The organism is Arthrobacter sp. P1_C12_2, from assembly GCF_056406415.1.
This window is the reverse complement of record NZ_JBFUAF010000013.1, coordinates 51,009-74,684: the sequence shown is the minus strand read 5'-3', so window position 1 is coordinate 74,684 and position 23,676 is coordinate 51,009. Positions and strand designations below refer to the sequence as shown.

Annotated in this window: 24 protein-coding genes; 13 read left to right on the top strand and 11 right to left on the bottom strand. The window is 68.1% G+C overall.

Annotated features, from left to right (window positions below; translation table 11 throughout):
* Nucleotides 1-40 precede the first annotated feature (40 nt).
* Together AC1DZQ_RS14710 and AC1DZQ_RS14705 are read right to left on the bottom strand one after the other, a co-directional pair.
* The gene (locus AC1DZQ_RS14710) at nucleotides 41-325 is read right to left on the bottom strand and encodes a DUF1540 domain-containing protein (RefSeq protein WP_476964227.1); all 285 of its coding nucleotides are present in this window, start codon (nucleotides 323-325) and stop codon (nucleotides 41-43) included.
* Between the two features lie 124 nt (nucleotides 326-449).
* Nucleotides 450-1,973: a SulP family inorganic anion transporter gene (locus AC1DZQ_RS14705; RefSeq protein ID WP_476964226.1), complete on the bottom strand. Its 1,524-nt coding sequence runs from the start codon at nucleotides 1,971-1,973 to the stop codon at nucleotides 450-452.
* 247 nt (nucleotides 1,974-2,220) lie between these two features.
* On the opposite strand from AC1DZQ_RS14705, the gene AC1DZQ_RS14700 reads away from it, so the two are divergent.
* Nucleotides 2,221-3,288: a bile acid:sodium symporter family protein gene (locus AC1DZQ_RS14700; protein ID WP_476964225.1), complete on the top strand. Its 1,068-nt coding sequence runs from the start codon at nucleotides 2,221-2,223 to the stop codon at nucleotides 3,286-3,288.
* Here AC1DZQ_RS14700 and AC1DZQ_RS14695 read toward each other — a convergent pair.
* The 3 genes from AC1DZQ_RS14695 to AC1DZQ_RS14685 all read right to left on the bottom strand — a co-directional run bounded on the left by AC1DZQ_RS14695 (nucleotide 3,285) and on the right by AC1DZQ_RS14685 (nucleotide 6,563).
* Nucleotides 3,285-3,872, bottom strand: a complete 588-nt coding sequence (locus AC1DZQ_RS14695; protein ID WP_476964224.1) for a LacI family DNA-binding transcriptional regulator — start codon at nucleotides 3,870-3,872, stop codon at nucleotides 3,285-3,287. The genes AC1DZQ_RS14700 and AC1DZQ_RS14695 overlap by 4 nt on opposite strands.
* Before the next feature lie 88 nt (nucleotides 3,873-3,960).
* Nucleotides 3,961-4,527 carry a GNAT family N-acetyltransferase gene (locus tag AC1DZQ_RS14690; protein WP_476964223.1) on the bottom strand — a complete coding sequence of 189 codons (567 nt, stop codon included), beginning with the start codon at nucleotides 4,525-4,527 and terminating at the stop codon, nucleotides 3,961-3,963.
* Nucleotides 4,524-6,563 carry an FAD/NAD(P)-binding protein gene (locus tag AC1DZQ_RS14685; RefSeq protein ID WP_476964222.1) on the bottom strand — a complete coding sequence of 680 codons (2,040 nt, stop codon included), beginning with the start codon at nucleotides 6,561-6,563 and terminating at the stop codon, nucleotides 4,524-4,526. The genes AC1DZQ_RS14690 and AC1DZQ_RS14685 overlap by 4 nt, the downstream gene beginning before the upstream one ends.
* 243 nt (nucleotides 6,564-6,806) lie before the next feature.
* On the opposite strand from AC1DZQ_RS14685, the gene AC1DZQ_RS14680 reads away from it, so the two are divergent.
* Genes AC1DZQ_RS14680 through AC1DZQ_RS14650 form a run of 7 tightly spaced genes read left to right on the top strand, consistent with a single transcriptional unit; the run spans nucleotide 6,807 to nucleotide 14,502 of the window.
* Complete coding sequence (locus tag AC1DZQ_RS14680; protein WP_476964221.1) at nucleotides 6,807-7,907, top strand: amino acid ABC transporter permease; 1,101 nt, start codon at nucleotides 6,807-6,809, stop codon at nucleotides 7,905-7,907.
* On the top strand, nucleotides 7,904-8,755 hold the full coding sequence (locus AC1DZQ_RS14675; protein ID WP_476964220.1) for an amino acid ABC transporter ATP-binding protein: 852 nt from the start codon (nucleotides 7,904-7,906) through the stop codon (nucleotides 8,753-8,755). Before AC1DZQ_RS14680 ends, AC1DZQ_RS14675 begins: the two co-directional genes overlap by 4 nt.
* A gap of 11 nt (nucleotides 8,756-8,766) precedes the next feature.
* Nucleotides 8,767-9,801, top strand: coding sequence for an ABC transporter substrate-binding protein (locus AC1DZQ_RS14670; RefSeq protein ID WP_476964219.1), 1,035 nt, complete (start codon nucleotides 8,767-8,769; stop codon nucleotides 9,799-9,801).
* Nucleotides 9,798-10,976, top strand: a complete 1,179-nt coding sequence (locus tag AC1DZQ_RS14665) for an LLM class flavin-dependent oxidoreductase (RefSeq protein ID WP_476964218.1) — start codon at nucleotides 9,798-9,800, stop codon at nucleotides 10,974-10,976. Before AC1DZQ_RS14670 ends, AC1DZQ_RS14665 begins: the two co-directional genes overlap by 4 nt.
* Nucleotides 10,960-11,880 (top strand): DUF1684 domain-containing protein, encoded by a 921-nt coding sequence (locus tag AC1DZQ_RS14660; RefSeq protein WP_476964217.1) that lies wholly within the window; start codon nucleotides 10,960-10,962, stop codon nucleotides 11,878-11,880. Before AC1DZQ_RS14665 ends, AC1DZQ_RS14660 begins: the two co-directional genes overlap by 17 nt.
* The gene (locus tag AC1DZQ_RS14655; RefSeq protein WP_476964216.1) at nucleotides 11,880-13,079 is read left to right on the top strand and encodes an LLM class flavin-dependent oxidoreductase; all 1,200 of its coding nucleotides are present in this window, start codon (nucleotides 11,880-11,882) and stop codon (nucleotides 13,077-13,079) included. Before AC1DZQ_RS14660 ends, AC1DZQ_RS14655 begins: the two co-directional genes overlap by 1 nt.
* Before the next feature lie 10 nt (nucleotides 13,080-13,089).
* Nucleotides 13,090-14,502 carry an NtaA/DmoA family FMN-dependent monooxygenase gene (locus AC1DZQ_RS14650; protein ID WP_476964215.1) on the top strand — a complete coding sequence of 471 codons (1,413 nt, stop codon included), beginning with the start codon at nucleotides 13,090-13,092 and terminating at the stop codon, nucleotides 14,500-14,502.
* 158 nt (nucleotides 14,503-14,660) lie between these two features.
* Here the strand turns inward: AC1DZQ_RS14650 and AC1DZQ_RS14645 are convergent, their stop codons facing one another.
* Nucleotides 14,661-15,644, bottom strand: a complete 984-nt coding sequence (locus AC1DZQ_RS14645) for an ABC transporter substrate-binding protein (protein ID WP_476964214.1) — start codon at nucleotides 15,642-15,644, stop codon at nucleotides 14,661-14,663.
* A gap of 271 nt (nucleotides 15,645-15,915) precedes the next feature.
* Between AC1DZQ_RS14645 and AC1DZQ_RS14640 the strand changes: the two genes are divergently transcribed.
* The gene (locus AC1DZQ_RS14640; protein ID WP_476964213.1) at nucleotides 15,916-16,458 is read left to right on the top strand and encodes an SRPBCC family protein; all 543 of its coding nucleotides are present in this window, start codon (nucleotides 15,916-15,918) and stop codon (nucleotides 16,456-16,458) included.
* Nucleotides 16,459-17,061, top strand: coding sequence for a DUF6919 domain-containing protein (locus AC1DZQ_RS14635; RefSeq protein WP_476964212.1), 603 nt, complete (start codon nucleotides 16,459-16,461; stop codon nucleotides 17,059-17,061).
* 43 nt (nucleotides 17,062-17,104) lie between these two features.
* On the opposite strand, the gene AC1DZQ_RS14630 is transcribed toward AC1DZQ_RS14635, so the two are convergent.
* On the bottom strand, nucleotides 17,105-17,434 hold the full coding sequence (locus tag AC1DZQ_RS14630; protein ID WP_476964211.1) for an antibiotic biosynthesis monooxygenase family protein: 330 nt from the start codon (nucleotides 17,432-17,434) through the stop codon (nucleotides 17,105-17,107).
* Between the two features lie 229 nt (nucleotides 17,435-17,663).
* Here AC1DZQ_RS14630 and AC1DZQ_RS14625 point away from each other — a divergent pair, with 229 nt between their 5' ends.
* Nucleotides 17,664-17,984 carry a GYD domain-containing protein gene (locus tag AC1DZQ_RS14625; protein WP_476964210.1) on the top strand — a complete coding sequence of 107 codons (321 nt, stop codon included), beginning with the start codon at nucleotides 17,664-17,666 and terminating at the stop codon, nucleotides 17,982-17,984.
* A gap of 125 nt (nucleotides 17,985-18,109) precedes the next feature.
* Here the strand turns inward: AC1DZQ_RS14625 and AC1DZQ_RS14620 are convergent, their stop codons facing one another.
* Together AC1DZQ_RS14620 and AC1DZQ_RS14615 are read right to left on the bottom strand one after the other, a co-directional pair.
* Nucleotides 18,110-18,511, bottom strand: a complete 402-nt coding sequence (locus tag AC1DZQ_RS14620; RefSeq protein WP_476964209.1) for a (R)-mandelonitrile lyase — start codon at nucleotides 18,509-18,511, stop codon at nucleotides 18,110-18,112.
* A gap of 94 nt (nucleotides 18,512-18,605) precedes the next feature.
* The gene (locus AC1DZQ_RS14615; RefSeq protein ID WP_476964208.1) at nucleotides 18,606-19,649 is read right to left on the bottom strand and encodes an NAD(P)-dependent alcohol dehydrogenase; all 1,044 of its coding nucleotides are present in this window, start codon (nucleotides 19,647-19,649) and stop codon (nucleotides 18,606-18,608) included.
* 144 nt (nucleotides 19,650-19,793) lie between these two features.
* Between AC1DZQ_RS14615 and AC1DZQ_RS14610 the strand changes: the two genes are divergently transcribed.
* On the top strand, nucleotides 19,794-20,687 hold the full coding sequence (locus AC1DZQ_RS14610) for a helix-turn-helix transcriptional regulator (protein ID WP_476964207.1): 894 nt from the start codon (nucleotides 19,794-19,796) through the stop codon (nucleotides 20,685-20,687).
* A 23-nt stretch (nucleotides 20,688-20,710) separates the two neighbouring features.
* On the opposite strand, the gene AC1DZQ_RS14605 is transcribed toward AC1DZQ_RS14610, so the two are convergent.
* Nucleotides 20,711-21,130: a DUF7793 family protein gene (locus tag AC1DZQ_RS14605; protein WP_476964206.1), complete on the bottom strand. Its 420-nt coding sequence runs from the start codon at nucleotides 21,128-21,130 to the stop codon at nucleotides 20,711-20,713.
* A gap of 357 nt (nucleotides 21,131-21,487) precedes the next feature.
* Between AC1DZQ_RS14605 and AC1DZQ_RS14600 the strand changes: the two genes are divergently transcribed.
* Complete coding sequence (locus AC1DZQ_RS14600) at nucleotides 21,488-22,330, top strand: alpha/beta hydrolase (protein WP_476964205.1); 843 nt, start codon at nucleotides 21,488-21,490, stop codon at nucleotides 22,328-22,330.
* A gap of 224 nt (nucleotides 22,331-22,554) precedes the next feature.
* Here the strand turns inward: AC1DZQ_RS14600 and AC1DZQ_RS14595 are convergent, their stop codons facing one another.
* Nucleotides 22,555-23,676 (bottom strand): ABC transporter ATP-binding protein, encoded by a 1,122-nt coding sequence (locus AC1DZQ_RS14595; protein ID WP_476964204.1) that lies wholly within the window; start codon nucleotides 23,674-23,676, stop codon nucleotides 22,555-22,557.

Genomic DNA, 23,676 nt, shown 5'->3' with positions numbered 1-23,676 from the left:
GGAAAGTCCGGCGTCGATGGGCGCGGAAGTCGCGTGCGGCTTACTTGTGGGCGTAGGTGAGGCAATCAGCGTTGTCGACCCCCGGGCCCACGTGAACTTCGGGTGCCTTGCACATCAGATGGTCATTGTGGGCGCATTCAGAACGCTGGCAGGCGCCGACGTCGGCCAGCACCTTGGGCAGCCCGCCGTGCACACCGATGTCGATGAAGGTCGCGCAGGAGGCATGATCTTCAGCGCCGCCGACGGTAATGGCGGCCGCGTTGCAGTTGGAGTGATCGTTGAAGGAGCAATTGCTCACGCTGCAGTCGGCTACGTGCGTCGTCATTGGATATACCTCCATGCTCCGGCCACCCGGCTGGGCGGCGCCGTGGTTCCACGGTAGGCGGCACCAGGGCAAACAAAAAGACCCAAACGCATGACCTATTACCCCCGGACGGGCGCCGTGCCGGCTAGTTTCCGGCGCCGATCTTGCCGGCCAGGCGTTCGCGCATCAGGGCGCTGGCCTCGTTCAGACCGACGACGTCGACGCTCTTGCCGTGCTGCCGGTACTTCTCGGTGATGGCGTCCAAAGCGGCGACCGTGGAGGCATCCCACAGATGGGAGTCGCGCATGTCAATGACCACGCGTTCCGGGTCCAGGGCGTACTCGAACTGGGTGTAGAGGTCGTTCGAGGAGGCGAAGAAAAGCTCGCCATCGACCCGATAGGTGGCGCGCGGGCCGCCGTCGTCCTCCGTCACGGAGCGCTCCACCGTCACGAAGTGGGCCACCCGCCGGGCGAACAGGACCATCGCGACGATTACGCCAACGCCGACGCCGATTGCCAGGTTGTGGGTGGCAACGGTGACCGCCACCGTGGCCGCCATAACCGCGGTTTCGCTCTTGGGCAGCGCCTTGAGCGTGGCGGGCCGGATGCTGTGCCAGTCGAACGTGGCGACGGAGACGAAGATCATGACGGCCACGAGCGCGGCCATCGGAATGAGGGACACGATGTCGCCGAGGGCCACCACGAGGACGAGCAGGAAAACGCCGGCCAGGAGCGTGGAGATCCGGGTGCGGGCGCCGGAGGCTTTGACGTTGATCATGGTCTGGCCGATCATGGCGCAGCCTCCCATGCCGCCGAAGAAGCCGGTGACGATGTTCGCGACACCCTGCCCCCAGGCCTCGCGGGTCTTGGATGAACGCGTGTCCGTGATGTCATCCACGAGCTTCGCGGTCATGAGGGATTCGAGCAGCCCGACGAAGGCCATGGCCAGGGCGAACGGGAAGATGACCTGCAGCGTTTCGGGCGTGAACGGCACAGCGGGAAGGGACAGGGACGGCAGCGAGTCCGGCAGTGCGCCCTTGTCCCCCACAGTGGGAACGCCGACGGCGGCCGTCACGGTGATGAGCGTCAGGGCCAGAATGGCCACGAGCGGTGCTGGGACGGCTTTGGTGAGCCTGGGCAGACCGAAGACGATCAGCAGGCCCAGCGCGGTGAGCGGGTAGACCAGCCAGGGCACGCCGATCAGCTCGGGCACCTGCGACAGGAAGATCAGGATGGCCAGGGCGTTCACAAAGCCCACCATGACCGGGCGCGGGATGAAGCGCATCAGTTTGGCCACGCCGGAAAGGCCCAGGACGATCTGGAAAATGCCGGCCAGAATCACCGCCGCAACAAGGTAATCCAGGCCGTGGGACTTCACGAGAGGGGCGGTCACCAGGGCGACGGCGCCGGTGGCCGCCGAGATCATCGCGGGGCGCCCGCCTACGATGGCGATCGTCACCGCCATCGTGAAGGAGGCAAAGAGCCCGATCCTCGGGTCCACGCCGGCGATGATCGAGAAGGCGATCGCCTCTGGGATCAGGGCCAGGGCCACGACGAGTCCGCCCAGGACCTCGGTCTTGAGCCGGCGCGGGGACCTCAAGGCACCTGCGACCGATTGCAGTTGCTCGGGCGTGTAGACCGGGGCCTTCGCTTCGATTCTGGTGGCCATCGCTGGCTCCGTTCGTGGTCAAGAAGGCACAACGGCCTCCAGATTTCAAAGAATGTGCAGAATTCAGGGAATGTGGGGCGCTGCGTCGCGCCGGAGGGGTGGGGAGTTCGCCGTTTTGGGCTCACCCACCCAATGAACCCTACCCGTCGGGCCTCACCCCCGGACGGGTGCCCAAAAATCTGACATATTTGCCCGGCATGTGGTCACGAAGTGGCCGCCCCGTGAACGCCGGTGGCACCATGCTTGGATGCTTGAGGCAACCAAAACTCCGAATACCGCCCGCGACACGGGCGCTGCCGCCGATGTCCCCGCCAATCCCGCCCTCGCCGCCGAGGCCAAGATTGCCCGCATCGCGGTGACGGTCTTCCCGATCCTCGTCGTGGTGGCCGGGCTCGCCGGCTTCCTTTTCCCCGGGGCATTCAAACCCCTCGCGCCCAGCGTGCCCTTCCTCCTGGGCATCATCATGTTCTGCATGGGCCTGACGCTGACGCCGCCCGATTTCGCCTCGGTGGCCAAGCGCCCCTGGGCCGTGGCCCTGGGAATCGTGGCGCACTACGTCATCATGCCGGGGGCAGGCTGGCTGATCGCCGTCGGCCTCCACCTCGAGACGGAACTTGCGGTGGGCCTGATCCTGGTGGGCTGCGCGCCGTCGGGCACCGCCTCCAACGTGATGGCGTTCCTCGCCAAGGGCGACGTCGCCCTGTCCGTGGCCGTCGCCTCCGTGTCCACCCTGATCGCCCCGATCGTGACGCCGCTGCTGGTGCTGTTCCTGGCCGGTTCGTACCTGAGCATCGACGCCGGCGGCATGGTCCAGGACATCGTCAAGACCGTCCTCCTGCCCGTCATTGCCGGCCTGCTGGCCCGCCTCTTCCTCCGCAAGCTCGTGGCCAGGGTCCTGCCGGCGCTGCCGTGGGCGTCCGCCGTCGTGATTTCCCTGATCGTCGCGGTCGTGGTGGCCGGCAGCGCCAGCAAGATTGTCGCTGCGGGTGGAATCGTGTTCCTCGCCGTGGTGCTGCACAACGGCTTCGGCCTGGGCCTGGGCTACCTGGCCGGCAAGCTGGGGCGCCTGGATGACAAGGCGCGCAGGGCCCTCGCCTTCGAGGTGGGGATGCAGAATTCCGGCCTGGCGGCCACCCTCGCTACGGCGCACTTCGGCGCGCTGGCCGCGCTGCCCTCTGCCGTCTTCTCCCTGTGGCACAACGTCTCCGGCGCGATCGTGGCGGCGTGGCTGGCCCGGCGTCCCATCCGGGAGACCGCAACGCAGGAAACCGCAACGCAGAACACAGCACCGGGGGCCTCCGCGCTGAAAGCCTAAGCGTGGTCCTGGCCCCGCAACTGTCCGAGCAGCAGAGTGACGGCGCGCTCGGCCAGGATCTCCGGGGTATCCGTTCCGGCGGGGACCACATCGTGTCTGCCCTGGACCGCGAGGCTGCCGGCCCCGGCACCGTCCGTAATGAGCACCTGGGCCGCGCCGCGGCCGGCGAACTCCGCCATGGCCGCGGAATCGTCGCCCGACTCCGGCGCGCGGGTGTGGATCACGCCGTCGGCGCCGCCGGCGAGCATGAACGGCCGCCAGCTCCCGCCCAGCAGGATGACCGCCTGGTAGCCGTGCTCCGGCAGGATCCTGGCCAGCACCGTGGCGATCGCCCTGTCCCGGGGCTGCTCGAGGTCCGCGACGGCCACGGCCACCAGCTCCGTCCGGCCCCGGCGCATTCCGCGGGCAGCACGGTTGGCCACATAGCCAAGTTCGCGGACCGCGGAGTGCACCCGGTCCTGGGTGGCCTCGCTGATCCGGGTGGTGCCGCCGGAGCGGCCGGAGAGCACGTAGGAGACAGTGGTCAGGGACACCCCGGCCGTCTGCGCGACGTCGCGGATGGTGGGCTTGGATCCAGGCCGCACTGATGACTCCCGGGTACTTCGGCGCCGCGAATGCGCGGCTGAGGCGATACTGGCACGGTACGGAAGTCGCGCCGACCTGTTCTGCACTCTATCGCCGGGACGGCCCCCGGCGTGACCCTGCGGGCAGGTCCTTGGTGAATGCCAGCGGCCCGATGGTTTCCGGGTCGGCGGAGAGGTCGAACTGTGCCTCGTAGCCGGTGCTCAGGTAGAGGTGTTTAGCCTCGGGCTGGCGGGGGCCGGTGGTCAGGTAGACCTTCCGGTAGCCGCGGCGGGCGGCCAGCTCCTCCAGCTCGGCGAGGACAAACCGGGCCAGTCCGCGGCGGCGGTGTGCCGAATGCGTCCAGATCCGCTTGAACTCGGCGGTCTGCGGGCCGTGCCGTCGGAAGGCTCCGCCGGCCACGGATTCGGCGTTCTCGCGCACAATTAACAGGGCCCCGCCCGGCGCGGCGAATTCCTCGGCCGGGTAGCGGTTGAGTTCCTCCGCCGCGGCTCCCCGGCCGAAGAGGTTGCCGTAGCGGGTGTCGTATTCGACTGCGAGCTCATCCAGGAGCGGACGGACCCTGGGATCGCTCATGGCGAGGTTCAGAACCGTGAGCCTGGATGTGTCCAAGGGCGGGGTGTCCACGGGCGGGGTGTGCAGTGTTGACGGGGTCATGACGGGTCCTTTCCGCCGGCGGCGGTCTGCGGCACGGCTTGGCCGATGTCCGCCCGGGCGTTGTCCGCTTGCTCATTGTTGGCCTGGCCGCTGGGGTTCGCCAGCAGGTTCAGGATGCGCCGGGCCAGGGCGTCGTTTTCACGGAACGGCGCGGCGTTGCTGTGGGGCCGGGCGAAGGCGCCGGCGCCCCAGCCGGAGGTCCCGGGCCCGACGCCGAACAGCCGCTCGCGCCGCTCCCCCACCGGGCTGATCAGCTCGTTGTGGGCGGACACCAGGAGCCGTCCGGTCGCATGGGTGCCGTCCGCGGTCAGGAGTTGCTGCTCGGTGCCGAGCCCGGAGGTGTGCAGCTGGCGCAGCAACGGGTTCGCGGAGCGGGCCACCGACGGTGCCGGGAGTCGGGCCTCGATCAGGGCCGTCGCTGACACGGTGATCCCGGCCTGGGCCGAGCGGGCAACGAACCGGCCCGAGTACTCCGCCGCCTCGATCTCCAGCCCCGGGCCGATGAACTGCAGCAGCCCGGCCCGGTGGATCGCGAGCATCTCCCGGAGCCTGTGCGGCGGCGGCCCGGAATCGACGAAGCTGAAGAAGCCGTGCCACCAGCCCTGGACCTCGCGCTGCGACCGTGCGTTCAGCCGCTCGGATGGCACCAGCCGGCCCAGGTCCATGTAGGACTTGAGCAGCGAAGTGAACAGGGCCAGAGTCTCCGAATGGTCCGGCCCGGTGCGCAGCTCAAGATCGCGGCCAATGTACGCTGCCACCGCGGCCTGGACGTCGGCGTGGCCTGCGAAGACGCTGTCCGCGAAGGGATGGTCCAGCCGTTCCAGGTCCAGGTGGAGCTCAGCGTCCGGGACGGACTCGGTGACCAGCCGCTGGCGGTCCTGGCTGTACCAGTCCGCGGCGGAGAACCGTTCGGCGAATTCCTGCCAGCCAACACGGACCCGCCCCGGGTAGCCGGTGAACAGCTCGCGGTAGTACGCGTAGCCGGCATCCTTGGCGATCAGGGGCCACAGCTGGGCGCGGAAGTCCAGCTCGCCGGGCGCATCCAGCAGCGCCGCGACGGCTTCTGCGGTGAAGAACACCGGCTCCCCCGCAGCGTCGCCGTGCAGGGTGTTCGTGATCTTGGAGTGGTAGGGCACGCCGCGGCGGGACCCGGCCCACAGCCGCGGCTCGGCTCCGGAGGGCAGGTAGCGCAGGCCGCCGTCGGGCAGCTCCTCGAACCTGCCGCCGCGGCCCTCCATGAGCAGGACCAGCAGGTCCACGAAGGCCAGTCCCATGCCGGAGACAATCACGTCCTGGCCGGCGGCGAGCGGTGCATAGTCGACGTCGGTGGTGTAGCTGGGCGCCGCGTGGAACGCGCCGTGCCGGGCGGCAAAACCGGCCCAGACGGCAGACTCCGGCTCGGGCAGCGAATCGGTGTGCCCAAGGGAGGCGACGACGACGTCGGCGTGCAGCACCGCGCCGCCGGCCAGCCGGACGCGGTAGCGTTCCGGACCCTGTCCGGGACGCGGGTGCCGTCCCTGTTCCGGCTCACGTTGAGGATCACGCTGCACGGGTTCGACGGCGGACGCCGTGTCCCGGTGCACCGTGACGGTGGTGTCCGGTCCGAGGGCAGCGACGGAGCGGCGGAAGAACCATTCCAGGTAAACACTCTGGAGCTGCCGGGTGGGGAAGGTGGCGCCGGTGAGGGCGGCCAGCTGGCGCCGGAGTTCCTGCGGGAGCTCCGGGACATCCGCGATGGAGCCGTCCAGGACCCCGGCGGCCCACTCTGCCAGTCCGGGGCCGTCGACGGCAGGCCCCTCGCACTGGACGGAGGCATCCGTGAACATCGTGACATCCGCCGCGGCGGAGTTGAGCATCAGCCCGGGATGCTGCTCGTAACGCCAGATCCTGCCGGCGCCCGGGGTGTGCGGCTCCACGACGTGGATCTGGAGCGCGCCGGCAAGCAGCTCCGGCCGGTTGGCGGCGAGGCGTTCCAGCAGCCCGGCCGTGCGCGGGCCGCCGCCGATGAGGACCACGGACGGGGCATTCACTGGCATGACGGTCTCCTGGCTCTGGTGCGGAGCCCTCATGCTAGGCAGCCGAAACGGGGCCGGTCGAGGCGCCGGTCACGGCCGTTCACCCCGCGTAACGCGGCGTAAATCGAGGCAAGAAATCGTCGTGTGACGCCGTGCGAACCCGCGTGAACGCATGCAACTTGCCGCCTTGCCGGGCGTTTTCGCGCGGCCCTAGATTGGCAGCCAACCGTACCCCCACAGCAACTGGAAGAAGCGAGGTGGCGCATGAGTTCAACAGCAACCCCGGTGGCACAGTCCGCCCCGGAGCCGGCGTACGCCGGCATCGAATCCGGTACCGCACCGGCCGGGGCCGCCGGTCCCGCAGGCCCGGCGCCCGGAACCGGCGCACCCGACACCACACCGGCCGGCGCCGGTTCGGCGGGCCGCAAGGCCGCCACTGACTACGCCGACTACCGGCTGGTCCCGGCCCGCCACCCGTGGCGCTGGGTGGGCACCGCCGTCGTCGCCCTGGGCGTGGCCGGCATTGCCTGGTCCCTGGCCACCAACCCGCGCTGGGAATGGGGCGTGGTGGCGCAATGGTTCACCGCCCAGTCGATTGTGAACGGCCTGCTGGAGACCCTCAAGCTGACGGCGATCTCCGGAGCGCTCGGCTTCATCCTGGGGTTCATCCTGGCCCTGATGCGGCTCTCCGCGTCCCCGCTGCTGGTCTCCGTCTCCTGGACCTTCTCCTGGATTTTCCGCTCCACGCCGCTGCTGGTGCAGATGCTGCTCTGGTACAACCTGGGCTACCTCTACGAGAAAATCAGCTTAGGCATCCCCTTCACGGACGTGCGCTTCTTCGAGGCGCAGACCACCACCCTGATCAGCCAGTTCGCCGCGGCGGTTCTCGGCCTGACCCTGAACCAGGCCGCCTACTCCGCCGAGATCATCCGCGGCGGCATCCTCTCCGTGGACCAGGGCCAGCTCGAGGCCGCAACCGCCCTGGGCATTCCGGCATGGCGGCGTTCCACCAGGATCGTCCTGCCCCAGGCCATGCGGGCCATCCTGCCCACCGCCTTCAACGAGGTGATCGGCCTGGTCAAGGGCACCTCGATTGTCTACGTCCTGGCCTATTCCGAGCTGTTCTACACCGTCCAGGTCATCTACAACCGGACCCAGCAGGTCCTGCCGCTGCTGCTCGTGGCCACCCTGTGGTACGTCGTCATCACGTCGGTCCTGAGCGTCTTCCAGTACTACATCGAGCGGCATTACTCCAAGGGCGCCGTCCGCACGCTGCCCCTGACCCCGCTGCAGAAGGCCCGCAAATTCCTCGCCACCCATGCGCCATCAGCCGGGCAAACTACCCAGGAAAGAGGCACCCGATGAGCATCATTGCCACCAAAACCCCCTCGGCGCCCGCAGCCACGGACGCCGAGGCCACCCGCGGCCTCGTCGAAATCACCAAGGTCCGCAAGTCCTTCGGGGCCGCGGAAGTCCTCAAGGGCATCACGCTGACGGTCGAGCCCGGCGGCGTCGCCGTGATCGTCGGGCCGTCCGGGTCCGGCAAATCCACCCTCCTGCGCACCATCAACCACCTGGAAAAGGTCGACGCCGGGTTCATCGCGATCGACGGCACGCTGGTGGGCTACGAGGTCCGCGGGCGCCGGCTCCACGAGCTGCGCGAGAAGGAAATCCTGAAGCAGCGCACCGAGATCGGCATGGTGTTCCAGAACTTCAACCTCTTCCCGCACCTGACCGCACTGGAAAACGTCACCGAGGCTCCCGTCGTCGCGCCGCGCGCCGGAAAACCCCGGTCCTCCAAGGCCGAGGCGCGCGAACGCGGGCTGGAACTGCTGGACCGGGTGGGCCTGAAGGACCGCGCCGGCGCCTACCCGCGCCAGCTCTCCGGCGGCCAGCAGCAGCGCGTCGCGATCGCCCGGGCGCTTGCCCTGGACCCCAAGATCGTGCTCTTCGACGAGCCCACCTCGGCCCTGGACCCGGAACTGGTCAACGAGGTCCTGGACGTCATCCGCGAGCTCGCCAAGTCCGGCACCACGCTGATCATCGTCACGCATGAGATGGGTTTCGCCCGCGACGTCGCCGACACTGTCGTGTTCATGGACCAGGGCCAGATCGTCGAGCAAGGCACACCCCAGGAGATTTTCACCAACCCGCGCGAAGAACGCACCCGGAGCTTCTTCTCCAAAGTGATCGAACCCGCTTTCAACATCTAAGGAACACCCCCATGGCAATGAGCTCCGCCCCCCGCACCACCCGCCCCAGTACTGGTCCCCGGCGAAAGCGTGCGGCGCTTCCCGCCGTCGTGCTCATCGGAGCCCTGTCCGGCACGCTGGCACTGAGCGCCTGCGCAGATCCCGGCGCCTCCGCCGCGTCCGGCGGGCAACCGGCGACGACGGCGGCGCGCAACGGCGTCGTCTACAACACCTCCCCGGACCAGCAGCGCATCAGGGCCGAGAAGGACGCCGCCCTGGCCGCGGAGGTCCCCGCGCTGATCGGCAAGGACGGCAAGCTGACCGTGGCGACGACGGCGGGCGCGATTCCGCTGTCCTTCCACGCCACGGACGACAAGACCCCGATCGGCGTCGAGGTGGACCTGGCCCAGCTGGTCGCGGACAAGCTGGGCCTGGCGCTGGATGTCCAGGTGACATCCTGGGAGAACTGGCCGCTGAAGACCCAGTCCGGCGACTTCGAGGCCGTGTTTTCCAATGTGGGCATCAACGCCGCCCGGGTGAAGCTCTTCGACTTTTCCAGCTACCGCGCCGCGTACATGGGCTTCGAGGCCAAGAAGAGCTCGAGCTACAACATCAAGGGCTCCGATGACATCTCCGGCCTGAAGATCTCGGTGGGCTCGGGCACCAATCAGGAGAAGATCCTGATCGCCTGGAACAAGGAGCTCGAGGCCAAGGGCAAGGCGCCGGCGGTACTGCAGTACTACTCTTCGGACGCGGACACCGTCCTGGCCCTGTCCTCCGGCCGCACGGACCTGAACCTCGCGCCCTACCCGTCGGTCACGTACCGGGAAAACACCCGCGAGGACCTCAAGGTGGTTGGCAAGGTCAACGCCGGCTGGCCGTCCGAGACCCTGGTCGCGGCCACCACGCTGAAGGGCAACGGCCTGGCCCCGGCCATCACGGACGCACTGAACGCCGCGATCGAGGACGGCTCCTACGCCAAGGTCCTGGCCCGCTGGGGACTTTCCGAGGAAGCCCTTCCCGAGTCCAAGACCGTCACCGAGGCCAACTTCGGGACCAGCAAATGAGGTTCCAGGTCCTCGACATCATCCCGCACTTGAAAAACCCGGTCACCGGGGAGATCGTCTCCACCGCGGACCGGCTCAACCAGGTGGTGGAGACCGCGCGCCGGGCGGAGGAGCTCGGCTACGACAGCTTCTCGGTAGGCGAACGCCACGCGGGTGAGTTCATCTCCTCCTCCCCCACCACCGTGCTCGCCGCCATCGCCGCCGTGACCACCAGGATCCGGCTGCAGAGCGGCGTGACGGTGCTCTCCGTGCTGGACCCGGTGCGGGTCGCGGAGGACTACGCCACGATCGACCAGCTCAGCCGCGGCCGGCTGGAACTGGTGATCGGCAAGGGCAACGAGGTGCTGCAGTACCCCTTGTTCGGCCTGGACCTGGCGGACCAGTGGGCGCTCCTCGCGGAGAAATACGCCCTCCTCCGCCGGCTCTGGACCGAGGAAAACGTCACCTGGTCCGGGACGTTCCGCGCCGCGCTGACAGAGCCCACCACCACCACGCCGCGGCCGTTCGCCGGCGCGCCGCGGGTCTGGCACGGGTCCGCCACGAGCCTGGCCTCGGCGGCGCTGGCGGCGCAGTGGGGCGATCCGCTGTTTACGGCCAACGCGATCCAGCCGCGCGAAAACTACAAGGTGCTCATCGACCACTACCGCCAGGAATATGAACGCCACGGCCACGATCCCCGGCACCAGTACCTGGGCTCCGGATCGGGCGCCGGCGGGGTGTTCATCGCGGACACCACGCAGGAGGCCAAGCGGCAGTTCGGCCCGGTCTACGAGGCCCTCACGACCGGGCGGAATGTTCCCGGCAACAACTCGCCCTACCGGGACATCGACCACGCCGTCGCCGAAGGCCCGGCCCTGGTGGGCAGCCCGGAACAGGTGATCGACAAGATCCTCGGCTACCACGCGCTCTACGGCCACGACCTGCAGTCCATCTCCCTGCCCACCACGCTGCCCTTCGCGCAGCAGCTGGAAATCCTGGAGCGCTTCGCCCTGGAAGTCATTCCGGCCGTCCGCGCCGCCGCGCCCACCACGCTCTGGGCCGACGGCGACCCGTACGCCGGCCGGCCGGAGGCCAGCCTCGCTGGCAACACAGGCGGCGCCACCGAACCTGACGCCGCCGCCCGCGTCACAGCCGACCACACCCACCACAGGAGCTCCCATGTCTACACCCACTGACACCGACGGCAGCTCCCCGACCGCCGTCACCCCGGACCACCGGAGCCGTCCCGACGGCAGTCCCGACCGCCGTCCCGACAATGAATTCCAGGCCGCCTGGGCGGACTGGCATGCCGCGCACGAACGCCACCGCGCCGACCCCCACGGCTTCCTCGCCGTCACGCACCTGCACTGGCTCGAGGCCTCGCCCGCCCGGCTGGACGGCGCGCCGGGCACGTGGAGCGTCGAGGACGACGCAGTCCGCCTGGCTTTGGGGGCAGGCGAACGCGTCCTTCGCGACGGACAGGAACTGAACGCCGACGGGACCGGAGCCACAGTGTTCCTCGGCCCGATTCCCGAGCGCGGCGGCCTGAATCTGCGGGTGGAAGATGCCGGCGCCGGCCATACCGTGATCGAGCTCGCCAAACGCGGCGGCCGCTATGTCGTGCGGCCGCGGCATCCCCTGAACCCGCTGCTCACCGGCTACCGCAGGACACCCGCCTACGCCCCCACCCCCGAATATGCCATTTCAGGAATATTCGTCCCGTTCGCCGAACCGCGGCCCACCACAGTGGGCGCGGCGGTCGAAGGAATCCACCATGTCTACGAGGCCCCGGGGGAAATCCACTTCCGGCTCCGCGGCAAGGACCTGAGCCTCACCGCGTTCAACGGCCACGCCCCGGGCACCCTGTCGGTGCTCTTCACGGACGCGACGTCGGGCAAGACCACCTACGCGGCCAACCGCTCACTCACTGTGCCGGCTCCGGGCGCCCACGGCACGGTCTGGCTCGACTTCAACCGCGCGGTGAACCTGCCGTGCGCCTACACGGATCTCGCCACGTGCCCGCTGCCGCCGGCCGAGAACCGGCTGCCGGTGGCCATCGAAGCCGGCGAACAGATCCCCTACGAACGACAGGACGCATGATGAGCACCCCTCCCGCCAAAAACGAGCCCCTGGGACACGGCCTGCTCCTGCTGGAGCTCGACGGCGCCGGCAGCCACCCGGCCGCGTGGCGGGTTTCCCGCACAGCTCCCGCGTCCGTACTGGACCCGGAACACCTCCGCGGCGCTGTGCTCGCCGCCGAGTCCGCCGGATTCCACGCGGCGACGTTTTCCGACCCCGGCCTACCGGGCCCTGCACTGCCGGACCCGTCAGGTCAGCCGGCTTCCGGTCACCCAGGCCCGGACGCCGCTGCCCGGCTCAACGCCCTGCAGCGCGCCGCGTTCGCCGGTCCTGTGACGCGTTCCCTCGCCCTGATCCCGGAAGTGGACACCGTCTACACCGAGCCGTTCCACATCTCAACCCAGCTCGCCAGCCTGGACTACGTGTCCGGCGGACGGGCCGGCTGGCTGGTGGCCGCCTCAACCAGCGCGGCCGATGCCGCCGCCGTCGGGCGCGACACCGTGCGCGGGGAGCAGCTCTCCCAGGAGGCCGCCGATTCGATCGAGGTCGGGCGCAGGCTCTGGGATTCCTGGGAGGACGACGCCGTGATCCGTGACGTCCCCACCGGGCGCTACTTCGACGTCGACAAGCTGCACTATGTCGACGTCGAGAACGGCAGCTATTCCGTCAAGGGTCCGTCGATCATTCCGCGGCCGCCCCAGGGCCAGCTGCCTGTGCTGGTCCCGGCCGGGCTCCTCGCCCCGGAGGCCGTCGCGGCCGGCGCAGCGGACGCACTCCTTGTCTCGGCCCCGACGCCCGAGCTCCTGGCCGCCGAACTCGCGGCGACACGGGCAGGACTCGCCGCCGGCGGGAAGGGGCCCGCGCTGATCGCCGAGCTCGACGTCGTGCTGGACTCCCGCGGCCAGGCCGCCGCACAGCGACTGGCCGTGCTGAACCGGCACACCCCGTGGCAGAGCCCGCGGGCACGGTTCATCGGGACAGCGGCTGACCTGACCGAACTGCTCGCCGAAGTGCTGGCCTGGGCCGACGGTGTCCGCCTGCACCCCGCCGTGCTGGACACGGATCTTGAGGAACTGTCCCGGCTGGTGCTGCCGGAACTGCGCCGGCGCGGACTGCTCGCCCCCACCGCCCCGGACGCCACATTCCGCGAGCAGCTGGGGCTAGCGCGGCCCGCCAGCCGCTACGCCACCGCACCCAGCGCCCCCGGCGCGGAAAACTAAGGAGTCCACCATGAGCCACAGCAACCACTCCGCCGCCGAATTCACCCCGTCAGGTCAGCTCCAGCTGGGTGTGTTCTTCCAGGGCGTCAACTCCGGAACCGTCTGGAAGGCGGCCGAGTCCGGCTCCCAGACCGATTTCGAATCATTCCGGCGCATCGCCCAAACCGCCGAGCGCGGCCTGTTCGCGGCGTTCTTCCTCGGCGAAGGCCTGCGGCTGCGCGAGCATCTCGGCCGCCCGCACGCGCTGGACGTCGCCGGCCGCCCCGACGCGCAGACCGCGCTGGCCGCCCTCGCCGCGGTGACCACCAGGATCGGCCTGGTCGCAACCCAGAACACCACGTACAACGATCCCGCAGACCTGGCGCACCGGCTCTCCACCCTGGACCTGCTTTCCGGCGGCCGCGCGGCCTGGAACATCGTCACGACAGACAACGCCTGGACCGGCGCCAACTTCAGACGCGGCGGCTACCTGGACCACGTGGACCGGTACACCCATGCCGAGGCCTTCGTGGAAACTGCCAAGCGCATCTGGGACGCGTGGGACGACGGCGCCGTGGCGGGCTCGGCCTCCGCGGACCGGTGGTCGGCGGAGGGCGCGGTCCGGCGGGTCCGCCACACCGGCCGGCACTACTCCGTGGACGTCACCCCGCGGCTGCCACGCAGCGCCCAGTACCGGCCGGTGCTGTTCCAGGCCGGAGATTCGCCCGAGGGCCGGGACTTCGCCGCCCGGCAGGCGGACGTCATCTTTTCCGCGCACCCGCAGCTCGATGACGCGCTGGAGTTCCGCCGCGACATCGTGGAGCGCACGCTCCGGGCCGGCCGGGGCGCCCAGGACGTGAAGATCATGCCCGCCAGCGAGTTCATCCTCGCCGCCACGCCGCGGGAGGCGCTCGAAAAGAAGGCCTGGGTCCGCAGCCTGCAGATCGGGCGGCAGCAGGCCATCGCGTACCTCGAGCAGTTCTGGGGCCGGGAGCTCCAGGCCTACGATCCCGACGGCCCGCTGCCGGACATCGACCCCGTGGTGGAAGAGACCTCCGAAACCCGCGGCAGCGGCTTCCATGGCGCCAAGGCCCGCCAATTGGCCGACCAGTGGCGGGCCGAGGCCAAGGAGAAGGGCCTGTCCATCCGGCAATTCGTCTCGGCCAAGACCAGCAGGGGTGACTCCACCTTCACGGGCTCGTACACCGAGGTCGCGGACCGGCTGGCCGAGTATGCCCGGACCGGCGCCGTCGACGGCTTCAACATCTCGCCGTGGCTCATCCCGTCCGGCCTCGATGACATCGTCAACCACCTCGTGCCGGAACTGCAGGAGCGCGGCGTGTACCCCACGGAGTACGCGGGCAGCACCTTGCGGGAGAACCTCGGCCTGGCCACGCCGGTGCGCACAGGTGCCGGCATCGAGGCCAGCTCAGTCACGGCCTAAGGACCGGGCCTTCAGGCAGACACAATGAATCCCCGCCGGAGATGTTCCCGGCGGGGATTCTTTGGCTTTCGGTACCGTCCAGACAACCAACGCGGGGCCACATCGCGCCCATCCCCTCCGGGACGGGCGGGAGGTGACCCCGCGTTGGTTGAAGGCGGCTACTTCTTCGGCAGGCCCGCCGGGTTCAGCTCCGACTTCGCCACGGCTTCCGCGGACAGCCCCCAGCGGTCCAGGATCTTCGCGTAGCTGCCGTCCTGGATCAGGTGGTTCAGTCCGGCCTGGGCCGCGGCGGCAAACCCGTTGTCCTTCTTGGTGGTGACGGCGATGCTGGCCTTCAGCGGCCAGCCGCCGTCCACCAGGCCCACCAGCTTGGTCTTGGCGTCCGTGGCCGCTTTGTAGGCCGCCGTGGCGTTCGGGCCGAACGTGAGGTCCGCCCGGCCGGACTGGACGGCGAGCTGGGAGGCGGAGTTTTCGTCGAAATACTGGAACTCCACGGGCTTGAGGCCGTTCTTCTTGTTCTCCTCATCCCAGCGCAGCAGGATCGCCTCCTGGTTGGTGCCGGAGCCGACGATCACGCGCTTGCCGGCGACGTCCGGTGCCGATTCGACCTTGGTGATGCTGCTGTCCGCCTTGGCGTAGAAGCCGAGCTTGTCCTCGCGGTAGCTGGCGAAGTCGAATTTGAGCTTGCGCTCCTCCGTGACGGTGACGTTGGACAGCACTGCCTCGTACTTGCCGGAATCGACGCCGAGGGGCCAGTCGGCCCACGCGGTCGGGACAATGTCCGCCTCCAGGCCCAGCGACTCGGCCAGTGCGACGGCGATATCCACCTCGTTCCCCACCGGGGTCTTGTTGTCGGTGGCGTAGACAGCCAGCGGCGCCGCGAACGGGCTCACCGCCACGGTCAGTTTCCCGTCCTTCTTGATGGCGTCCGGGACCAGCGCGGCGGCCGCGGCATCCACCGTGGCCCTGATGCGGTCCTGCTGCGGCGAGAGGTTGAACTGCTTCACACCGGAGGACGACGACGGCGCCGCCGACGTGTCGCCGGCAGCTGCGGCGCCGGGATCGGAGCAGGCCGCGAGACCCAGGACAGTAGTGGCCGCCAATGCGACGGCGGCGCCTGATTTGAACGAAAGACTGGACATGTTCTCCCCTTGAGAGTGGACTGAAGTGGTGCTGGTGCCAGCAACTATCCGGGGCACGGGAAATCCGGTCAAAGCGCCGTGAAACCGGGTGAAACCAAGGGATACAGGCGGTAATACCCGTTCATCCGGCGTCCACGGGCGCGGCCGGCGGGCACCCTGTGTTACCGAAGATTGCCCTGCATGACGCGGTGGGACCGAATTGTTCATCGCGGGCCGCAACTGGCCTAGCCTGCATAGAAGACCTGCAGGGTGACAGCACGACACAGGAGGGGTGAACTTGTCAGCGAGCACGCACCAGCGAACACACCGGACCACGCACCGGCTCGGCATCAACGCCCCGGCGGACCTTGTCTTCAGCATGCTGCGGGACGCCTCCCACTGGCCGTACCTCGACGGATTGACGGTGTATTCGGAGCGCGTCAGCGGCGACGACGCCGGGCACGAGCTCCGCACGTCGGTAGTGTCCAACGGATCGCTCAGTTCAAGCCACTGCTGGCGCGTCTTTGATACCGCCAGCCACCGCGCCGAGTTCCATCAGCTGGACCTCGAACCCCCGCTCCGGGAGCTCGGCGGCGGCTGGGAGATCCGGCCGGCGGACGGGCTCTCCGTGGTCACGCTGAACCACGAGTTCGAGGTCGACGACGAGCACCTCACCGAACGGATCAATGCGATCATCGAGGACTACAGCCGGCGTGAACTGGAGGCCCTGCGGGTCAGCTGCGAACGGTTGTCCCTCCTCCTGCAGCACCACGCCCCGCAGCCCACCCCGCTCCCCGCGGCACAGTCACCGCAGACGTCAGCGAAGGAGGCCTGAATGTCAGAGACAAGGTTCACGACGGAACGGGACAGCTTCGGCCGGCTTCTCGCGGACCGCGAAGTCTGGCGGCAGGCCACCACCATCCCGGCCGCCGGCGAACTGACCGCCCGCTGGCTGGAGGGAAACAGCCAATACCAGCCGGGCGTCTTCTCGCCCGGGTTCGACGAGGAGACCGCGGCCATCGCCGCACAGCTCGCCGGGCTCAACCGCAACGGTCTCTTCACCAAGGAATCGCAGCCGGGCGTTCAGGCCGGCGGCCTCGCACAGCGCGCCTACGTGACGGCCTTCTGCGGCCCGGAGACGGCGTCGGCGCTCCTGGCGCTGTCCACACGGACCGGTCTGGTAACGGTCGTCCATGCCCCCGGTGAGGCGAGCAGCGCCTCTATCCCGGTGACCGTGCAGGACGACGCCGTCGCGACCGTACTCGGAAACAGCGAGGGTCCGGTTGCGGAAGACCAGCTCCGGGACTGGGCAGCCGAAACCAACGAGACGTTGGCCCTCGTCCTGGCGGACGCCTGGTACGTGGAAATCTTCGATCCCGCCTGGGGCCGGAACGATGTCCTGTTTGCTGCCGTGCTTGAGGCGCTGCAGACCGAATAGCCGCCGGGAACGCCCCGCGCAGGCGGCGCGTTCGGCGGGAAATTCACATATCGGTCGCGTCCCAGCCGATGCTGGCGGCCTCGTCCAGGGTGCGCGCCTCGAAATGCTCCAGCATGTCCTTCATTGCCTCCAGGGCCTGCTTGAACAGGGCAGAGTCCCGCCACTGCTCAATCTGTTCCAGGGACTCCCACGGGCCGGTACTGATGAACCGGTTTTTGACGTCGCGATCGTGCATCAGCACGCCTTTGGCGTTGGGAAAATCTTCCTTCGTCTTCCTGGCCAGATCCCGCCAGGCCTGCACAAAATCGTTTTCGCGGCCGGGATGCACCAGCCAGATTCCGAGCGTATAAACAGACACGTCGATCGCCTCCATTGTCCGTACGGGGTTGATACGGCGATTATGTTCCTGTCCTCCGGCCGGCGGTAGGGCCGGACTGCCCGAAGCACGGCCATGCCCGCAAATGAACCGTTGTTGTACGGGTGCAGTGGAAGGCCTAGCATGTGGGCAGAGCCCCACTCTGGGGCCAGCCTCGGACCTTCCATCGTTGGGAGCGGGCACGTTCGGATGCCGATGTCCTGGGCGTCACAGGATAGGAAAAACGATGAGCAAATATCTGTTCGAAGCGAACTACGTTGGCGACGGAATCAAAGGACTCATGCGTGAGGGCGGCACCAAACGCCGTGATGCTGTCGTTGAAGCCCTCAAGTCGGTGGACGGCTCACTCGAAAGCTTCTACTACGCCTTCGGGGAGACCGACGTCGTCGGGGTCTTCGATATCCCCGACCAGGCCAACGCCGTCGCCCTGTCGCTGATGATCAATTCCACCGGTGCCGTGAACCTGCACCTCAAACCGCTCCTGTCAGCGGAAGATCTCGACGAGGCTGCCAAGAAGACACCGTCGTACCGGCCCCCGGGGCAATAGCTCACGCGCGCCCGGCTGCGCCTGGCCGGATCCCCCCGAGTCTCCGCCGGCGCGGCCTGCCAGTGCGGGGCCAGTCCCCGGGCTGGCCCCGCACCGGCGGTGTCGGATGTTTTAGCGCAACTGTGCTACTTGGCGCCGTTGTATTCCTCGTCGGTCACGAGGTCACCCCACTCGGACTCTGCGCCCTCGACGGGGGCTTCCCACATCGCAAGGTGGGTCATGAAATGGTCCGGCGCGGCGCCGTGCCAGTGCCATTCGCCCGGCGGCGTGTAAATCGTGTCGCCGGGACGGATCTCGGTGATTTCGCCGCCGCGGGCCTGGACCAGGCCGACGCCTTCGGTGACGTGCAGGGTCTGCCCGACGGCGTGCGAGTGCCAGGCCGTGCGGGCGCACGGGGCAAAGTGCACCGCGTTGACGCGCATGCGGGACGGGTCGGGCTGCGGGGCCGCGATGACGTCAAACCAGACGTCACCGGTGAACATCTGTGCCGGTCCCTTGACGCTTGGCTTCTTGGCTTGGATTTCCACTGTCATTTCCTCACAGGGTGTTTGTCTTCGGGTGGGTTGGCGGGCGCGACGGGAGGCCGCGCCCGCCCCGGGTCAGAGTTGCTGGTTCTGCGTCCTAGCTCAGGGTCGCGGTGTCAATCACGAAGCGGTAGCGGACGTCGGAGGCCAGGACGCGCTCGTAGGCGTCGTTGATCTTCGCTGCCGGGATGACCTCGATCTCGGCGCCCAGGCCGTGCTCGGCGCAGAAGTTGAGCATGTCCTGGGTTTCGCGGATGCCGCCGATGGCCGAACCGGCGAAGGAACGGCGGCCCATGATCAGGGAGAACACGTTCACCGGGAGCGGTTCCGCGGGGGCGCCGACGTTGACCAGGGCGCCGTCGAGGCTCAGCAGCTGCAGGTAGGCGCTGATGTCGATCTTGGCACTGACCGTGTTAATGATCAGGTCAAAGGTGCCGGCGAGGTCACTGAAGGTGTTCTCATCGCTCGTGGCGTAGTAGTGGTCCGCGCCCAGGCGAAGCCCGTCTTCCTGCTTCTTCAGCGACTGGGACAGGACGGTGACGTCGGCGCCCATGGCGTGGGCGATCTTGACGGCCATATGGCCCAGGCCGCCCAGGCCCACTACCGCGACCTTTTTGCCGGGGCCGGCGCCCCAGTGGTTCAGCGGCGAGTAGGTGGTGATGCCGGCGCACAGCAGCGGCGCGGCGACGTCGAGCTCGATGCCTTCGGGGATAGTGACCACGAAATCCTCGGCCACCACCACGTGGGTGGAGTAGCCGCCCTGGGTGATGGTGCCGTCACGGTCGACGGCGCCGTAGGTGCCGGTCATTCCCTTGAGGCAGTACTGTTCCTCGCCGGCCTGGCAGTTCACGCACTCGCCGCAGGAGTTGACCATGCAGCCGACGCCGACCCGGTCGCCGACGGCGTGCTTGGTCACGGCCGTGCCGACCTCGGTGACAATGCCGGCAATTTCATGGCCGGGGACCAGCGGGTAGGTCTGCGGGCCCCAGTCGCCGCGGACGGTGTGGATGTCCGAGTGGCAGATCCCGGCGTACTTGATCTCGATCAGGACATCGTGCGCGCCCACGTCGCGGCGCTCGATGGTGGTGAGGGCGAGCGGCTCGGTCGCGGAAGGTGATGCGTAAGCGTTGACGGTAAGCAATGAATCTCCTGCTTGTTGATCGTTGGGGGTTGTTCAACGGAACACCATCCATCAAACCCGTCGGGGCAGAGTTGAGGGAGTCCCTGCTGATAGGGGTACTGGCAGGGCCTCCCTCACGGAGCCCTAAGGCCTAACGTTGATGGCATGGATAATCGAGACGCGATCCGCGAATTCCTTGCCTCGCGCCGGGCGAAGATCACGCCCGAGCAGTCCGGGCTGCCGGTCTACGGCGCCAAGCGCCGGGTGCCCGGTCTGCGCCGCGGTGAAGTCGCGATGCTGGCCGGCGTCAGCGTCGAGTATTACACCCGGCTGGAGCGGGGAAACCTGTCCGGCGTTTCGGAGGGTGTTCTGGACGCTGTGGCAAGGGCGCTGCAACTCGACGGCGCCGAACGGGCCCACCTTTTCGATCTGGCCCGGGCGGCGGCCCCGGGCAGCCGGACCCGCCGTCGTCCCCGTCCCACGGAGTCCGTCCGACGCAGTGTTCAGCTGACACTGAACGCCATCACCAACGCGCCCGCCTTTGTGCGGAACGGACGCATGGACATCCTTGCGGCCAACCCGCTGGGTTATGCGCTGTATTCGGACATGTATGGCGGTCCGGGCCGCCCGGCCAACCATGCCCGGTTCATCTTCTTGGACGCCCGCTCGCGCAGCTTCTACCCGGACTGGGACCGTGCAGCGAACGACACCGTCGCGATCCTGCGCACCGAGGCCGGCCGGGACCCCTACGACCGCGGGCTGACCGACCTGGTCGGCGAACTATCGACCCGGAGCGAGGAATTCCGCACCCTGTGGGCCGCGCATAACGTGCGCCAGCACTACACCGGGCTCAAGCACTTCCACCACCCGGTAGTCGGGGAACTCCACCTGATGTACGAGGCAATGGACGTCTCCGCCGACGCCGGACTGTCCCTGCTGGTCTACAACGCCGAGCCCGGCTCCGCGTCGGAGGATGCGCTGCGGCTGCTGGCCAGCTGGGCCGCGACCAACCGGCAGGTCAAGGAGGCCGAGGCAGCTAGTTCGGTGGAGAAGGCCTAGCCGCCCGGGGCAGGCCGGAACTGTCACGCCAGGGCGGAAACGCCGTCCGTGTATCCACCGGGCTGGCCGCCGTCGGAGGTGAAGTTGTTCAGCCAGGCCATGGCATCGTTACGGGAGGTGAAGAATTCGTGGGGGTACCGGGTGTGCCGGCTCATGGCCGCGGCAATCACACGATCCACCGTGCTGGATCCAAGCACGGCAATCGCCAGGACCCCTGTTGTCTGCGCGAACTCGTACCTGGCGGCCGCGCTGATCTCCACGTCCGTCATTTCGGAGAGCATCGGCATCGGGGTTCCGCCGCTGACCTGCGCTACGGCCCGCATGGCGTCCCTGGCGTCGTGGACATCAACAAACGAGCCGGGCTGCCAGACGGATGTGATGATGCCCGCGCTGACGCTCAGCACGTTCTTTCCGTCAGCAGCTGTTATATGTCCTGGCATCATCGAGACCATTGTAGGGCCGGTCCTGCCAAGCCAGGGCTTTGGGGCTCGACGCGCGTGGCGGACTGCAGGCGGTGCCGGAACATGCCCCACGACGCAACCCGGGGATGGACATATTGGGGCTATGTCCACTCTTGGGCGCCAGAGGGGCGCATGTCCCGTGGGCCGGTCGGTGGCCGACGAATCCCCTCCTGCCAACCAACAACGGGCACCCCGGTTGCCACGCGGACTGCAGCCCGTGCCGGTATCCAGCGAAGTCATTGCCATCGGCCCGGACCGCAGGCATACTCGTGCCTGCGGGAACACGTCCCCGCGTCCCCCCATAACGGTCCGCGATGCACACGCGAACGGATGAGCGCCATGGCTGATATGACCAACCTTGAGCAACAGCAAGTGGACCGGGCGAACGCTTCCGGCCTCAAACCCGTCGTCTTCGTCCACGGACTGTGGCTCCTGTCCAGCAGTTGGGACCGGTGGCGGGCCCTGTTCGAGGAAAACGGCTACACCACGCTCGCCCCTACGTGGCCCGATGATCCCGAAAGCGTCGAGGAGGCCAGACGCGACCCGGACGTCTTTGCCAAGAAGATGGTCAAGCAAGTCACGGACCACTACCTCGACGCGATTGGCCGGCTGACCGTCAAGCCCGCCGTCGTAGGGCATTCCTTCGGCGGACTCATTGCCCAGCGAATTGCCGGAACTGGAGCCTCTGCGGTCACAGTAGCGATCGACCCCGCACCGTTTCGGGGTGTCCTGCCGCTGCCGGCCTCAGCCCTGAAGTCGGCAGCTCCTGTTCTCGCGAATCCCGCCAACGCCAAGCGTGCCGTGTCGTTGACCTTTGACGAATTCCGTTTCGGCTGGGCCAACGCCCTGGACGAGGACGAAGCCCGCCAGTTGTTTGACGATTTTCATGTCCCGGCCTCAGGCGTGCCACTCTTCCAGGCTGCAACGGCAAACCTCAACCCGTTCACCGAGGCCAAAGTTGACACGAAGAACCCGGATCGGGGGCCGCTGCTGATCATCTCCGGGGAGAAAGACCACACAGTACCGTGGGCCATCGCCAATGCGTCCTACAAGCGGCAAGAAAGAAACTCGGCGCACACAGCAATCACTGAACTGCCCGAACGTGGCCACTCTCTCACCATCGATCACGGCTGGCGGGAAGTCGCCCAAACCGCCCTGAACTTCATCAAAGAATTCGGCTGAGTATTACCCGCCTTCGTCGCCTCGTCCTGCCGAGGGGCATGCCCCCTGCCGGCCCTCAGCAGTGGACATGTCCCCCTCCAAGAATGGACATGTCCCCTGGCGCGGCACAGGGATGGACATAGTGGGCTTATGTCCATCCCTGGGCGCCGGAGGAGGGCATGTCCGCGAAGAGAAATAGCGGAACCGGCCCACCCCCGGGCGCCAGAAGAGGGCATGTCCGGTGGTCAGGACTCCAGGACCAGCAGCTGGGCCTTGTCCGCGTCCCAGCCCACCCACAACTCCTCATCCGGCCGGATCCCGGCGGCCCGGTCAGAGCTGAGCTCGCGGAGCTGGAGTTCGTGGCCGCCGGCCGTGAGGCGGTGGCGGACCGTGGCGCCAAGATTCGTGGAGGACACCAGGGTCGCGGCGCAACCGTTGCCCGCCGTAGCCCGTGTCCTGAATTTGAGGTGCTCCGGGCGGATGGAGACGGCGTAGTTCTCGCCGCTTGCGCCGCGGTCCCGGACCTTTGCCAGACCCAGGCCGCCGAGGTCCACAACGGCTTCCTCGCCGTTTCGCTCCACGATGGTGCACGGGATGAGGTTCGTGTCGCCGAGGAAGCTGGCCACCCAGTCGGTCATGGGGTGGTTGTACACCTCCTCCGGCGGGCCGGACTGGACGATCTTCCCGTCCTTCATCACCACGATCCGGTCCGACATGGCCATGGCCTCGTCCTGGTCGTGCGTCACGAACAGCACGGTGATGCCCAGGCTCTTCTGCAGGGTCTTGATCTCCTCCTGCATCTGCTCGCGGAGGCGCTTGTCCAGGGCTGCCATCGGCTCATCCAGCAGCAGGGCCGCCGGGTTGAAAACCAGGGCCCGGGCCAGCGCCACCCGCTGCTGCTGTCCGCCGGACAGCTGGCGGGGCTTGCGGCCACCCATCTTGCCAAGCCCCACACGCTCCAGGGCGTCCGAGGCGCGCTGGCGCCGTTCCGCGCGCGGCACCTTCCTCATGCGGAGCGCAAACTCCACGTTTTCCAGCGCGCTCATGTGCGGGAACAGGGCATAGTTCTGAAACACCACACCGAGATTGCGTTCCCGGGGCGGCAGCGAGTCCACGGGCGTGCCGTCAATGAGGATGGTTCCGGCGGTGTGTTCTTCGAACCCCGCAACCATCATCATGGTGGTCGTCTTGCCGGAGCCGCTGGGGCCCAGGAGGGTCACGAACTCCCCGGGCTGGACCGTCAGGTCCAGTTCGTCCACGGCAACGACGTCGCCGTAGTGCTTGCTGACCTGGCGGAGCTCAATGGCGCCCTGGGCGGCCCTGCCCGTGCCGGGAATTGACTCCGCGGAAATCACTGATGCGGTCAT

Excerpts from the sequence above, each read along its gene's own strand:
- AC1DZQ_RS14710 (WP_476964227.1), bottom strand. The coding sequence starts at position 325 with ATGACGACGCACGTAGCCGACTGCAGCGTGAGCAATTGCTCCTTCAAC.
- AC1DZQ_RS14705 (WP_476964226.1), bottom strand. The coding sequence starts at position 1,973 with ATGGCCACCAGAATCGAAGCGAAGGCCCCGGTCTACACGCCCGAGCAA.
- AC1DZQ_RS14700 (WP_476964225.1), top strand. The coding sequence starts at position 2,221 with ATGCTTGAGGCAACCAAAACTCCGAATACCGCCCGCGACACGGGCGCT.
- AC1DZQ_RS14690 (WP_476964223.1), bottom strand. The coding sequence starts at position 4,527 with ATGACCCCGTCAACACTGCACACCCCGCCCGTGGACACCCCGCCCTTG.
- AC1DZQ_RS14685 (WP_476964222.1), bottom strand. The coding sequence starts at position 6,563 with ATGCCAGTGAATGCCCCGTCCGTGGTCCTCATCGGCGGCGGCCCGCGC.
- AC1DZQ_RS14680 (WP_476964221.1), top strand. The coding sequence starts at position 6,807 with ATGAGTTCAACAGCAACCCCGGTGGCACAGTCCGCCCCGGAGCCGGCG.
- AC1DZQ_RS14675 (WP_476964220.1), top strand. The coding sequence starts at position 7,904 with ATGAGCATCATTGCCACCAAAACCCCCTCGGCGCCCGCAGCCACGGAC.
- AC1DZQ_RS14670 (WP_476964219.1), top strand. The coding sequence starts at position 8,767 with ATGGCAATGAGCTCCGCCCCCCGCACCACCCGCCCCAGTACTGGTCCC.
- AC1DZQ_RS14665 (WP_476964218.1), top strand. The coding sequence starts at position 9,798 with ATGAGGTTCCAGGTCCTCGACATCATCCCGCACTTGAAAAACCCGGTC.
- AC1DZQ_RS14660 (WP_476964217.1), top strand. The coding sequence starts at position 10,960 with ATGTCTACACCCACTGACACCGACGGCAGCTCCCCGACCGCCGTCACC.
- AC1DZQ_RS14655 (WP_476964216.1), top strand. The coding sequence starts at position 11,880 with ATGAGCACCCCTCCCGCCAAAAACGAGCCCCTGGGACACGGCCTGCTC.
- AC1DZQ_RS14650 (WP_476964215.1), top strand. The coding sequence starts at position 13,090 with ATGAGCCACAGCAACCACTCCGCCGCCGAATTCACCCCGTCAGGTCAG.
- AC1DZQ_RS14645 (WP_476964214.1), bottom strand. The coding sequence starts at position 15,644 with ATGTCCAGTCTTTCGTTCAAATCAGGCGCCGCCGTCGCATTGGCGGCC.
- AC1DZQ_RS14635 (WP_476964212.1), top strand. The coding sequence starts at position 16,459 with ATGTCAGAGACAAGGTTCACGACGGAACGGGACAGCTTCGGCCGGCTT.
- AC1DZQ_RS14630 (WP_476964211.1), bottom strand. The coding sequence starts at position 17,434 with ATGGAGGCGATCGACGTGTCTGTTTATACGCTCGGAATCTGGCTGGTG.
- AC1DZQ_RS14625 (WP_476964210.1), top strand. The coding sequence starts at position 17,664 with ATGAGCAAATATCTGTTCGAAGCGAACTACGTTGGCGACGGAATCAAA.
- AC1DZQ_RS14610 (WP_476964207.1), top strand. The coding sequence starts at position 19,794 with ATGGATAATCGAGACGCGATCCGCGAATTCCTTGCCTCGCGCCGGGCG.
- AC1DZQ_RS14605 (WP_476964206.1), bottom strand. The coding sequence starts at position 21,130 with ATGATGCCAGGACATATAACAGCTGCTGACGGAAAGAACGTGCTGAGC.
- AC1DZQ_RS14600 (WP_476964205.1), top strand. The coding sequence starts at position 21,488 with ATGGCTGATATGACCAACCTTGAGCAACAGCAAGTGGACCGGGCGAAC.
- AC1DZQ_RS14595 (WP_476964204.1), bottom strand. The coding sequence starts at position 23,676 with ATGACCGCATCAGTGATTTCCGCGGAGTCAATTCCCGGCACGGGCAGG.